13 protein-coding genes are annotated in these 11,585 nt (G+C 62.1%); 11 read left to right on the top strand and 2 right to left on the bottom strand.

Going from position 1 to position 11,585, the window contains the following annotated elements; translation table 11 throughout:
- The first annotated feature begins 50 nt into the window (after positions 1-50).
- The gene (locus tag QU596_RS03380) at positions 51-1,097 is read left to right on the top strand and encodes a YihY/virulence factor BrkB family protein (RefSeq protein WP_308517163.1); all 1,047 of its coding nucleotides are present in this window, start codon (positions 51-53) and stop codon (positions 1,095-1,097) included.
- Here QU596_RS03380 and rpoH read toward each other — a convergent pair.
- Both rpoH and QU596_RS03370 read right to left on the bottom strand, forming a co-directional pair.
- Positions 1,080-1,988: an RNA polymerase sigma factor RpoH gene (gene rpoH, locus QU596_RS03375; protein ID WP_308517161.1), complete on the bottom strand. Its 909-nt coding sequence runs from the start codon at positions 1,986-1,988 to the stop codon at positions 1,080-1,082. The two genes, QU596_RS03380 and rpoH, sit on opposite strands and share 18 nt — an antisense overlap.
- Positions 1,989-2,053: 65 nt before the next feature.
- Complete coding sequence (locus tag QU596_RS03370; RefSeq protein ID WP_420030938.1) at positions 2,054-3,031, bottom strand: RluA family pseudouridine synthase; 978 nt, start codon at positions 3,029-3,031, stop codon at positions 2,054-2,056.
- Positions 3,032-3,090: 59 nt separating this feature from the next.
- Between QU596_RS03370 and QU596_RS03365 the strand changes: the two genes are divergently transcribed.
- From QU596_RS03365 to QU596_RS03320, 10 genes are all read left to right on the top strand, one after another.
- On the top strand, positions 3,091-3,741 hold the full coding sequence (locus QU596_RS03365) for a histidine phosphotransferase family protein (protein ID WP_308517160.1): 651 nt from the start codon (positions 3,091-3,093) through the stop codon (positions 3,739-3,741).
- 62 nt (positions 3,742-3,803) lie between these two features.
- The gene (locus QU596_RS03360) at positions 3,804-6,152 is read left to right on the top strand and encodes a chemotaxis protein CheA (RefSeq protein WP_308517159.1); all 2,349 of its coding nucleotides are present in this window, start codon (positions 3,804-3,806) and stop codon (positions 6,150-6,152) included.
- Positions 6,149-6,589: a chemotaxis protein CheW gene (locus QU596_RS03355; RefSeq protein WP_308517157.1), complete on the top strand. Its 441-nt coding sequence runs from the start codon at positions 6,149-6,151 to the stop codon at positions 6,587-6,589. The genes QU596_RS03360 and QU596_RS03355 overlap by 4 nt, the downstream gene beginning before the upstream one ends.
- 59 nt (positions 6,590-6,648) lie before the next feature.
- Complete coding sequence (locus QU596_RS03350; RefSeq protein WP_249831811.1) at positions 6,649-7,014, top strand: response regulator; 366 nt, start codon at positions 6,649-6,651, stop codon at positions 7,012-7,014.
- 61 nt (positions 7,015-7,075) lie between these two features.
- Positions 7,076-8,134, top strand: a complete 1,059-nt coding sequence (cheB, locus tag QU596_RS03345) for a chemotaxis-specific protein-glutamate methyltransferase CheB (protein ID WP_308517155.1) — start codon at positions 7,076-7,078, stop codon at positions 8,132-8,134.
- Entirely contained in the window at positions 8,125-8,997 is an 873-nt protein-coding gene (locus tag QU596_RS03340; protein ID WP_308517154.1) for a CheR family methyltransferase, read from the top strand. The genes cheB and QU596_RS03340 overlap by 10 nt, the downstream gene beginning before the upstream one ends.
- 94 nt (positions 8,998-9,091) lie before the next feature.
- On the top strand, positions 9,092-9,715 hold the full coding sequence (locus tag QU596_RS03335; protein WP_308517934.1) for an N-acetylmuramoyl-L-alanine amidase: 624 nt from the start codon (positions 9,092-9,094) through the stop codon (positions 9,713-9,715).
- A gap of 241 nt (positions 9,716-9,956) precedes the next feature.
- Entirely contained in the window at positions 9,957-10,616 is a 660-nt protein-coding gene (locus tag QU596_RS03330) for a hypothetical protein (RefSeq protein ID WP_308517153.1), read from the top strand.
- A gap of 83 nt (positions 10,617-10,699) precedes the next feature.
- A complete protein-coding gene (locus QU596_RS03325; RefSeq protein WP_308517151.1) occupies positions 10,700-11,008 on the top strand; it encodes a hypothetical protein in 309 nt (102 codons plus the stop codon).
- Between the two features lie 89 nt (positions 11,009-11,097).
- Positions 11,098-11,553, top strand: coding sequence for a hypothetical protein (locus QU596_RS03320; RefSeq protein ID WP_308517150.1), 456 nt, complete (start codon positions 11,098-11,100; stop codon positions 11,551-11,553).
- Positions 11,554-11,585: the final 32 nt, after the last annotated feature.

The raw sequence follows: 11,585 nt of genomic DNA, 5'->3' as shown, positions 1-11,585 counted from the left end.
CGCTGACGGTTCGTCGCGGAACGGCATCGGGCCGCTGCTGTTGTGCAGCCATGATCGATCCCAAAGGGCATCTCGCGAAGTCGCCGTGGAGAATGCCGGCCGCAGCGTGGAAGGACATTGCGGCGCGGACTTACAAGCGAACGTGGGACGACAATGTTGGAATCGTTGCCGCAGGGGTGGCCTTTTACGGTTTCTTCGCGCTTCTCTCGCTGCTGGGCTTGATTGTGCTGAGCTACGGCATGGTGGCCGATCCCCATACGGTCATCACGAACATGCGGACGCTCACTGGCGTTCTGCCCCGGGACGTGGCGCTGCTTATTGGCGATCAGCTGATGAATGCGGTCAAAGCCTCCGAAGGGACGAAGGGCTTTGCCATCGCGCTTGCATTCGCCGTGGCGATCTACGGCGGGACTAACGGTGCCGCAGCGATCCTGACGGCACTCAATATCGCCTACGAGGAGAAGGAGAAGCGGAGCCTTTTACGCTTCTACATCCTCGCCGTCGGCATGACGGTTGGCGCACTCCTTCTTGCCCTTGTCGCGCTGGTCGCGGTGGCGCTTGTCTCGGGGCTGCAGCGTTTTTTCCCGGCGGCGTCTTACGGAAGCGTGCTCGCGGGCAAGGCGGCGGGCTACCTGTTCGTAACGCTGTTTGGCGCGGCCGTCGCGGCAACCCTGTACCGCTTCGGCCCGTCACGAACGATGGCTCGTTGGAAGTGGATCTCTCCAGGATCGATCTTCGCGGCGATCACCTTGCTGATCCTGACGGTGGCTTTTGGCTATTACGTCGCTCGCTTTACGAATTATGACCGCACGTACGGCTCTCTTGGAACCGTCGTAGCCCTGCTTAGCTGGATGTATTTATCGGCCTACGCTTTCATTTTTGGCGCCGAGCTCAACAGCGAAATTGAGCACCAGACGGCGCACGACAGCACCGTCGGGAGGCCAAAACCGTTAGGCAGGCGCGGCGCGTGGGCAGCGGACAATGTCGCTAGCGATGCCAAGGTGCAGGATCGCCCTGAGGAGTCTCGCGAGGGCGAGCGTCTCACCGCCGCAGCACCACAATTGGCCTGCGACGAAGGCTCAGGCGGCGGGAAGTAGTCGCCGCTCGCCGGCGAGACGCAACAGCCCCGCCTGCAGCTTCTCGAATGCTCGCACCTCGATCTGCCGAATCCGTTCGCGGCTGACGCCATAGACCTGGCTTAACTCTTCCAAGGTCTTCGGCTCGTCCGCCAAACGGCGCTCCATCAAGATGTGCTTTTCGCGGTCGTTGAGGCCTTCCAGCGCGCTCATCAGCAAATCATGGCGCACGCGGGTCTCTTCGTCTTCCGCAATCCGCTCGTCTTGGAGCGGACCCGAATCGACCAGGAAATCCTGCCATTGGCTCTCGCCGCCTTCATCGCCCTTCAGCGAGACGTTGAGGCTGGTATCGCCGCCCATACCCATGCGGCGGTTCATCGAAATGACTTCGTCCTCGGTGACGCCAAGGTCGGTCGCGATCTTGGTCACGTCGGCGGGCTTGAGATCGCCTTCCTCGAAGGCATCGATCTGGTTTTTCATGCGGCGCAGGTTGAAGAACAGTTTCTTCTGCGCGGCTGTGGTGCCCATCTTCACCAACGACCACGAGCGCAGGATGAACTCCTGGATCGAGGCGCGAATCCACCACATCGCATAGGTCGCGAGACGGAACCCACGATCGGGCTCGAACTTCTTCACTCCCTGCATCAGGCCGATATTGCCTTCGCTGATCAGCTCGCTGACCGGCAGGCCGTAACCGCGGTACCCCATGGCGATCTTCGACACGAGCCGCAGGTGCGAGTTCACCAGCTTGGCGGCAGCCTCCGTGTCGCCATGCTCACGCCAGCGCTTGGCGAGCATATATTCCTCCTCAGGGCTGAGGATCGGAAACTTCTTGATCTCCGCGAGGTAGCGGTTGAGCCCGGCCTCCCCACCGGACGAGGGGAGCGAGACAATCCCTTTTTGCGTAGCCATCTTAAGCGTCTTTCTCCCTTCGCAAGGACGCCCGTACGCGCGGGAAATCGCCCTTGCCACATAATCTATACACGAAGCGCGTTGAACAGTTCCTGCATGTCCTTCGGCATGGGACTGGAAAACGACAGCTGGGCCTTGGTTACGGGGTGCGTAAACCCAAGCTCCGCTGCGTGCAGGGCCTGCCGTTGAAACTGCAATTCTTTCAGTATCTTCCCATGGGTCTTGCCCGAACGGCCATAGACCGGATCGCCCACCAGCGGATGCCCAATCGAGGCCATGTGGACCCGAACCTGATGGGTCCGGCCAGTTTCCAGCCGGCATTCGACCAAAGCCGCATCGCGCAAGGTTTCCAGCCGGCGCCAATGGGTAACGGCACGTTTGCCGCGGCCCTCAGGCACGATTGCAATCTTTTTCCGGTTTGCCGCTGACCGTGCCAGTGGCGCATCGACGGTGCCATGGACCGTCAGCGGCAAGCAGTTGACGATCGCCAGGTAGCGCCGGTCGATCGAATGAGCGGCGAACTGGCGCGCCAGACCCTCGTGGGTCACATCGTTCTTCGCGACGACCAACAGGCCGGAAGTATCCTTGTCGATTCGATGGACGATGCCGGGCCGCGCAACCCCGCCGATTCCAGAGAGCGATCCGCCGCAATGATGCAGCAACGCGTTGACCAGCGTCCCGTCGAAATTGCCGGCGGCGGGGTGCACTACCAAACCGGCGGGCTTTTCGACGACGAGCAGGTGCTCATCCTCGAACGCGATGTTCAGCGGAATGTCCTGCGCTTCGTTGTGCGCCGGCGTCGGTTCCGGCACTGCGACGCGCAAGGCCTCTTCTCCGCGGACCTTTGTCGCCGGATCGCGGACCGGCTTACCCTCAGTCTCGACGGCGCCGGTGCGAATTAACGTTTTGAGCCGCTCACGCGATAGCGCGGGCAGGGCGTCGGCAAGCGCACGATCGAGACGCCAGCCTGCATGAGCCGGCGCAAGGCGGACATCGATCGTCTGAATTCCCCCCATCCGGACTGGGATATGGGTATTCGGCATTTAAGCTTCAATCCTGGGTAGCTTGCGCCTCCGGTCCGCGTGCCCCACAAACTAGGGTGATGAGCCCGACCGAACTTGCCAGCTTGCTGTGCTCGCGCCTGTGTCACGACCTTCTGTCGCCAATTGGCGCACTCAACAATGGAATCGAACTCCTTGCTGATGAAACTGACGAGGAGATGCGTGAGCGTTGTCTGGAGCTGCTGGCCGACAGTGCCCGCGCCTCCGCCAACAAGCTCAAGTTCTTCCGGCTGGCATTCGGTGCCGCCGGCAGCTTCGGCGAGGAGATCGACACGCACGAGGCGCAGATCGCATTGAATGGCTTGTTCGGAGCAGAAAAGAAAATCGAGCTGGGCTGGGGGGTCGCCGAGGAGAAGCTGCCGAAGGATGCGGTGAAGCTATTGCTGAACTTGGCGATGATTGCCGGCGACGCGCTCGTTCGCGGAGGCCGTCTTGACGTCGGCGCTGAGCGCCGAGACGACAAAGTGGAGTTGGCCGTGAGGGCAGAGGGCCCTCGCATCCTGCTTGATCCTGTCCTGCGGGACACGTTGGTCGGCGGCGGCGGTGGCCAGATCGAACCTCGCGCCGTCTGTGCCTGGCTGGCGCACGATCTTGTCGACAGCGCGGAAGGTGAAATCCAGCTGTCGGACGCTAGCGCGGAAGCGCTGACGATCGGTGCGACTTACGTTCAGCGACGGCCCGCACAGGGCTAACGCCGCATTAACTCCTGCCCGGCATAAGCCTCTCGACTGCAGCGCGAGGGGCGAATTCGCCGATGGACGACCTGATTGCCGATTTCGTAGCCGAATGCCGCGAAATGCTCGAAGCGTTGGGCGGGGAGATCGTCGCGTGGGAGGCGCAGCCGGATGACCGTGCGCGGCTCGATAGCATCTTTCGCTTTGTCCACACCGTCAAAGGAAATTGCGGGTTCTTCGAATTTCCGCGTCTTGAGGCGCTGAGCCATGCGGCGGAAGATGCGCTCGCAGATGTTCGGGCGGGTCGACGCCACCCTGATGGCGCGCTCGTGAGCGCGGTGCTGGCCGTCATCGATCGCATTGGTGAGATGGTCGCTGCCATCGAGGCCGGGGAGGAATTGCCGGCCGGCGATGACAGCGCGTTGATCGCGTCGTTGGAGCGAGGCGCGGAGGGCGCCGCCGCTGCGCCGGTGGCCGCTCCTGCTTTAGAAGGGGCTACAAAAGCGTCAGCAGCCCCACGAACGATCCGGCTTTCGGTCGAGCTACTCGACCGGGTCATGAGTACCGTGTCGGACATGGTCCTTGCCAGGAACGAGTTGGCCCGGCGACTTCGAGAGTCGGCCTCCGACGTGCCGGTGGACGGTGCCTTCGAGCGCCTGTCCTCGATCATTGCGGAGATGCGGGACGCGATCACGCGGACACGCATGCAGCGCATCGAAAACCTGTTCGTCGGTCTGCCACGTATGGTTCGCGACTTGTCTGCCGAACTCGGCAAACAAGTCTTGATCGATATCGAAGGCGGCGACGTCGAACTTGATCGCGAGATGATCGAAATGATCCGCGATCCGCTGACCCATATCATTCGCAATGCCGTCGATCACGGCATCGAAGCACCGTCCGACCGGTTGAAAGCGGGCAAGCGTGAGATCGGCATTCTTGCCGTTTCCGCGCGCCAGTCCGGCAATCAGATCCTGATCGACATCCACGACGACGGACGCGGGATCGACGGAAAGAAATTGGTCGAAAAGGCCATCGCAAGCGGCGCGGTTGCCAAGGATGACGCAGCTCAACTGTCACACCGCGAGCAGCTAGCGCTCATTTTCGAAGCGGGTCTCTCGACCGCCAAACAGGTGACCGCCATATCCGGCCGCGGCGTTGGCATGGACGTCGTCCGTTCCAACATCGAACGCATCGGTGGGATCGTCGAAGTCGACAGCCGACTGGGCGAAGGCACCCGCATGACACTCAGAGTTCCTCTGACCCTGACCATCATTCCCGCGCTCACCGTGTCGATTGCGGGCCAGCACTTCGCAATCCCGCGGTCCGCCATCGAGGAAATTGTTCGCGCCAATGGCGAGAGCGTGACGCTCGAGCATCTCGGCGGCGCCGGAGTAGCCACGATCCGCGGACGCCGCGTTCCTGAAGTCTCCCTTGCAACGATCCTAGGCCTCGACAGCGACGTCGCCGAAGCAGACCGGACACTTGTGGTGCTGCGTCCGGCCGGAGGCGACGTCTATGCCCTGTCGGTCGATCGCATTCACGATCACGAGGAACTGGTCGTGAAGCCTGCAGCGCCGGGAATCATGGCGACAGGTCTTTATGCGGGCACCACGTTGGCCGACGACGGCAGTCCGATCTTGCTGATGGATCCGGCGGGGCTCGCGGAAGTAGGCGGGATCCGGCTGGAGACGCTCGAGCGGGGCGCGCGCATCGCTGAAAATGCTGCTTCTCCCCCCTCGCAGGACACGCCCGTCTTGCTGTTCCGTGGACTTGATGGAGGCCGTCGCGCGCTCCGTCTGGCCATCGTCGATCGGATCGAGGAGGTTCACGCAAGCGCGGTAACCGAGGCGGCGGGACAGCTCAGGGTGCAGGTCGGTGAGACGATCCTGCCGCTTGCCGGTGCTCGCCAGGCCGACATTGCCGCCGACAAAGTGCGCCTGTTCCGCCTCAATGATGGGGTGCAGGAGATGGGGTACGCGTTCGCGGAGGTCATCGACTTCGCCGCGATCGAACATGAGATTATTCACGCCGACCGGCCCGGCGAGGTGAGTGGCGTATCGCTCGTCAACAACCAACCAGCCGAGCTTATCGACGCGCACTGGCTGTTCGCGAACCATGTCGGTTGCGCGGCCAGGACAGGGAATCCGCCTGTTTGTCGCCTACCTGCCGGAGACCCCTGGATGCAGAACATGCTTCGCCCGATTGTCGAAGCGGCGGGCTACCGGGTGGTCGACGAAGACGACAAGGCGCTCGCGGACCTGGCGATCGTGTCGCACGATGCGGAAGTGGCACCGGAAGATAGAAACCGCACCATTCGCCTGCGGTCCGATGCAGAGGCCTCGGGCGGAAAGGACGACAGCATTTACCGGTACGATCGTGCTGGTCTGCTGATGGCGCTCAAGTCCGCGGCCGGGGGGAACAGCCGATGAATGAATTGCTGCTGATCGTGACGATCGCGGGTGAGCGCGTGGCGCTGCCGGCGGCGGCGGTCGAATCCGTCGTCGAGCTTGAAACGCTCACGCCGGTGCCCCGCGCGCCGCACCATGTCGCAGGTCTGTCGGCCCTTCGGAGCCGGGTGCTGACCGTCATCGATTGCATGCGCTCGCTCGAATTGGGCGACACCGACTGCGCGGACGGGATCCGCGAGGCCGCAGTCATCGAACTCGATTCACATCATTACGCCCTGATCGTGGATCAGGTCGAAGATGTCGTCGAGGCGCTTTCCGAACCTGCTTCCGTGCGCGCAGCGATGGAGCCGGGCTGGGATCGCGTGGCGACCGGCATGGTCGAGACCGAGGCGGGTCCGCTGTTGCTCATCGATGTAACGGCCTTGATCGCCGGACCCGACGTGCGCGCCGCGGCTTAAGGTCTTCGTTACCCTTAGCGTTTAATCACACGCCTCACGCTCGGAGTGGGAAGTCAGGCATGAAAAGTTGTTTGATCGTCGATGATTCCAAGGTGATCCGCAAAGTTGCGCGGCACATCCTGGAAACACTCGAGTTCGAGGTTGAAGAAGCCGGTGATGGCCAGGAGGCCCTGTCCCGCTGCGAAGCAAAGATGCCGGACGTCGTCCTGCTCGACTGGAACATGCCGGTCATGAGCGGCATGGAATTTCTGAAGCTGTTGCGTCAACGTGGTCATTCCGACCAGCCCAAGGTCGTGTTCTGCACGACCGAGAACGACATGGCCCACATCCGCGCGGCGCTGGAAGCCGGTGCGGACGAATATGTGATGAAGCCGTTCGACCGCGAAACGCTGCACATCAAGCTTCAGCTCGTCGGCGTCGCCTGAGGGCGCCGCCGTGGAGCGGGCGCTCGCCAGATCGCGGGACCGCCTGACGGATCCCCGCAATATGCTTCGCCGTATCCGCCTGATGATCGTCGACGATTCGACGGTAGCCCGGGCGGTGTTGTCGCGGATGGTCGAAAGCGATCCGGCGTTCGAGATTTCTGCCGTCGCCGGAACGGCCGAAGACGCGATCGATGCACTGGGCGAGTGCCAGGTGGACATCGTCATTCTCGACCTTGAGATGCCGGGTGCCGGCGGTCTCAAGTCGATCCCCCGCATCATCGCGGCGGCCAACGGCGCAAAGGTGATGATCGTATCATCGCTTGCCGACGATGGCGCGGAGCAGACCGTGGCAGCGCTGGCGCTTGGCGCGGCGGATACGATGCCAAAGCCCGGGACCGGCCGGTTCAACGGCAAGTTCTCCGAGATCCTCGTCGCCAAGCTGAAGGCCTTGGGTCACGCGTCCATCGAATCGGCGCGAACGCCCATTGCATCCGTCCGCCCGCAGGGCGCCCTCAGGGCCATGCCAGTCGACCCGATCGGCATCGTCGCCGTCGGCGCCTCGACCGGTGGCATCCACGCGCTTGGCGCACTGTTCGCCGCGCTTCCGCCAAGGATTGGCATACCCATCCTCGTTACGCAGCATCTCCCGGCCCCCTTCATGCCGGTCTTCGCCCGCCAGCTTGGCGTCGTTGCCGGCCGCGACGCCGTCGTGGCGGAGGACGGCATGAAGCTGTTGGCCGACCGGATTTTCATTGCGCCGGGCGATGCGCACCTGACGCTTGAGCCCAGCAGTCCGGCGCCGGTCATTCGCTTGCTTCACGGACGCAGCAACAGCGGTTGCATGCCGTCGGTCGACCCAATGCTCGCCTCGGCAGGTTCGCTTTATGGATCGCGCGCACTGGGTGTCGTCCTTACGGGGATGGGGCGCGACGGAGTGGAAGGCGCGTCGCGTCTGATCGACTGCGGCGGCAGTGTCATGGCCCAGGACGAGGCAAGCTGCGCCGTGTGGGGCATGCCGCGTGCGGTGCTGGAGGCGGGCTTGGCGTGCGCGGTACTGCCGCCGGACAAGATTGGGCGGCGTATCGGCGCCCGCGTAGAGGATTTTACCGCGTGCAAATAAGCGACAGTTCAAGCCGCATCCTCGCCGGACTGCTCGAAGCGCGCACCGGCCAGCAACTGACGATGAGTCGCCGGTGGCGGATTGAAACTGCGCTTTCCACACTCATGCGCGAACGCGGCATTGCCACGCTGGACGAGTTGATCACCATCCTGGTGATGGGCCGCGAGCCAAGCTTGTCGCAGCGGGTCGTCGAGGCGCTCCTGAACAACGAAACCTATTTCTTCCGGGACCGCGCGCCGTTCGATGTGCTGGACCGCAACGTGCTGTCCCAGCTTGCGAAGACTCGCGCTCAATCAAAGCGACTCCGCATCTGGTCGGCCGGCTGCTCCACCGGTCAGGAAGTCTATTCGCTGGCAATGCTGTTTGCCGAGAACCCCGAGCAATGGCGTGGCTGGACCATCGACGTGCTCGGCACCGATGTTTCCAGCGGATGTGTCGAGCGCGCGCGGACCGGGACCTACAGCCAGTTTGAGGTGCAGCGCGGGCTTGGCATCGGCCAGATGATCAAATGGTTCGAAGAGAGCGCCGATGGCTGGCGAGCCGTCGAGGCGCTTCGTCGGCCAGTACGTTTCCAGGTTCACAACATTCTTGAGCCGGCACCGCATCCGGGCGCGTTCGACATCGTGTTGTGCCGAAACGTGCTGCTCTATCTCAGTGCGGAAAAGAAGACCCTGGCGTTCGAGCGCATTGCCGGTGCGCTTGCGCCGGACGGTTGGCTGATGCTTGGCGCGGGCGAGACGGTGATCGGACAGACGACCCGCTTCGGCGCCGACATCAATGCGCGCGGGCTATACCGGCTCGTGGATGGTGCGCGGACCAATAAACGCTCGGGCCCTGACCGCCGCACCGCGACGGGGGCTTGACCGAACGGCCGTAGCCGTGTGCCTTAGCGGCGTGGAATTCGACATCATCGAGCGGCCGTCACCCAATTTCGACGACCGGCTGCTGCCGGTGTCGATGATCGTGCTCCATTATACGGGCATGACGAGCGGCGAGGCCGCGCTCGACCGGCTCACGTCGCCGGAAGCCAAAGTATCATGTCATTATCTCGTCGACGAAGACGGCACGCTGTACCGGCTGGTCGACGAGGAAAAGCGCGCCTGGCACGCGGGCAAATCGCGCTGGCGAGGCATTACCGACGTCAATTCGGCCAGTATCGGGATCGAGATCGTCAATCCGGGTCACGAATTCGGCTATCGCGAATTTCCCGACGAGCAGATGGCAACGGTCATCCCGCTTGTTGCCGACATCAAGGCCCGGCACGGTGTTGGGCGCGGCAATGTGGTCGGGCACTCCGATATCGCGCCGGCGCGCAAGGAAGACCCCGGCGAATTGTTCCCCTGGTGGGAGCTGGCCAAGCGGCGTCTCACCCTGCCGAGCCCCAGCCGCGATCTGGTTGACCCTTACTGGACCGATGCCGGCTTCCTGCTCGCGCTTGAGCGGTTCGGCTACGACGTGAGCGACGAGCAGAAGGCGGTCATCGCGTTTCAGCGCCGCTTTCGTCCCGACATGATCGACGGCATCATCGACGGCGAGTGCCGGGCCAAGCTGCTGTCGCTGCTGCTCCCCAGGCCGCAATAAACACACCCGTCACCGATCCGGCCGAGCGGTCGTGTCGGGCGAATGTTCCGAATGTTCACGGTGACGGCGCGAAAATCGCGTGTCCGCTCTCAACGAATTGGCAAAGCATGCACCAAACTGATCTGTCGCAAAGATCGCGTGCAGGACAGCATTTTCGCGAGCGGCAATGTCCGCTTTCGACCCAAAGCGGACATTAGCCATTTCCAATAAACGCGAGTAGCTTCTTCCCGGGGGCGTTGTCGTGAAATTGAGCATACCGAAGCCAATACATGGCTGGCGAGAGTTTGCCGGGGAGGTCGGCATCATCGTTCTGGGCGTGCTCATCGCACTCGGCGCGCAGCAACTCGTCGAATGGACCAATCATTTAAGCCAGGTCGATGAGATGTCCGCTCGGCTACGAAGGGAAAGCCTTGAAAACCGCGATGGTATGAACTTCGATCTGGCGAGCCTCCGCAAGTCGCTGAACGCCGTCAACAATCAGCTTAGCATGCTGAATGGCTGCAGAGCCCCTTTGGACGTCACCAGTTTCCCTCCAGTAAAAAGGCCGCTTGTCCTTCTCGCCACCGACTCTGCATGGCTCGGCGTTCGCGATAGCGCCCTCTTGCCGATGATGCCGAAGGATGTTGTCGACAACTACTGGAAGTTGGATGCCACGGGCCAGCAGCTCATTCCAATCCTTCAAGATGCACAGGTGTCTTTCAACGACGCCGAAGCGGCGGTTAGTGCCCTGCGTGCGGGTGCTTCGGATGCACAATCATGCGCTCGGGCCGTCCATTCGCTTTATCGGCTCAGGAGCGCTGAACAGAGCTTGGTAAACTGGGTCTCATTCTACCAGACTGCTAACGAAAAAGTTCTCCTAGGTGAGCGGCTAGCTCCGCCGAAAGTGAGAGCAGAAAACTAAGCTTCGCTACAATGGCAAAACGTCCGCTTTCCACCCAAAGATGACATTAGCGAGAGCGTAACCGGCTTAGATTAGTGCGTGATGTGATGCGCGAGAATCTTGCCAAACTAAGTGCGCTCGGGCTCGCCGCTCTAATCACCTTCGCCGCCACGCGAGGCGTTGAGTTGGGGGTCGCCGGGGTGGTGCTATCCGCATTAGCGGCAGGAAGCCTCTATGTGGCGTTTGGAAACGCGCTGATGTTGCTCATCATGAAACGAGCGCTGGTGCCGTTCTATCACGGCACGGAGTTCGACAGCCGGGAGGAGTTCTCGAAACGACCATATGGCCCCTTTGGCATCGTCGCGAGCCCACTAACGTTCGGGCTGTTCCTTTTACTCTGTCTCCACGGGTAATCGACGCCAACGGTGGAGCGTCTGCGTTCGACCCATTGCGGACATTAGCTTCGCCAGCATAGAAGGTGATTGCTCGGCGGAGATAAGACATGCGCATGACTTTGTTCGCCACAGGCATTGCGACGATGGTTTTGCTCGCGGGCGGCGCACTCGCCGCAACCGTGCATTGGGCACCCGCAATGCCTCAGATTAAGCTAGTAGCTCACGATGGCTCGGGTGCCGTCCGTAAAGGTTTCATGTTCATCTATGGTGACGAGGGAAGCGATCCTTTCCGGAACGGAACGCTGAGGCGCGATCAGCATGTGTCTTTTTGCTACCCCGACTACGAAGGAACGTGCACCGCCGATGCGGCGGTCACTGGCATCCGCAGCGGTATCCGCAGGACGCAAAGCCTCCAAGTCCGTGACTTTGATAGGCACGGCAATCCGATCGTTGGCGGCGTGACCTGGAACGGTTCAGCCTATCCCCGCGAAGTGCGCCTATCCTGCGATCTACGCGCGAAAGAAGTTGCACGAAGTTGTCGGGTCGAGAAGATCGTTAGCTAGCGTCGCTATCCACCCAAAGCAGACATCGGCCT

Source organism: Sphingomonas flavescens, assembly GCF_030866745.1.
GTDB lineage: Bacteria > Pseudomonadota > Alphaproteobacteria > Sphingomonadales > Sphingomonadaceae > Sphingomicrobium > Sphingomicrobium flavescens.
The sequence above is the reverse complement of the archived record's forward strand: the minus strand, read 5'-3'. Positions and strand labels throughout refer to the sequence as shown.

What these genes read in the sequence shown, in the direction of transcription:
- QU596_RS03380 (WP_308517163.1), top strand. Translation starts at nt 51, where the DNA reads ATGATCGATCCCAAAGGGCATCTCGCGAAGTCGCCGTGGAGAATGCCG.
- rpoH (WP_308517161.1), bottom strand. Translation starts at nt 1,988, where the DNA reads ATGGCTACGCAAAAAGGGATTGTCTCGCTCCCCTCGTCCGGTGGGGAG.
- QU596_RS03370 (WP_420030938.1), bottom strand. Translation starts at nt 3,031, where the DNA reads ATGCCGAATACCCATATCCCAGTCCGGATGGGGGGAATTCAGACGATC.
- QU596_RS03365 (WP_308517160.1), top strand. Translation starts at nt 3,091, where the DNA reads ATGAGCCCGACCGAACTTGCCAGCTTGCTGTGCTCGCGCCTGTGTCAC.
- QU596_RS03360 (WP_308517159.1), top strand. Translation starts at nt 3,804, where the DNA reads ATGGACGACCTGATTGCCGATTTCGTAGCCGAATGCCGCGAAATGCTC.
- QU596_RS03355 (WP_308517157.1), top strand. Translation starts at nt 6,149, where the DNA reads ATGAATGAATTGCTGCTGATCGTGACGATCGCGGGTGAGCGCGTGGCG.
- QU596_RS03350 (WP_249831811.1), top strand. Translation starts at nt 6,649, where the DNA reads ATGAAAAGTTGTTTGATCGTCGATGATTCCAAGGTGATCCGCAAAGTT.
- cheB (WP_308517155.1), top strand. Translation starts at nt 7,076, where the DNA reads ATGCTTCGCCGTATCCGCCTGATGATCGTCGACGATTCGACGGTAGCC.
- QU596_RS03335 (WP_308517934.1), top strand. Translation starts at nt 9,092, where the DNA reads ATGATCGTGCTCCATTATACGGGCATGACGAGCGGCGAGGCCGCGCTC.
- QU596_RS03320 (WP_308517150.1), top strand. Translation starts at nt 11,098, where the DNA reads ATGCGCATGACTTTGTTCGCCACAGGCATTGCGACGATGGTTTTGCTC.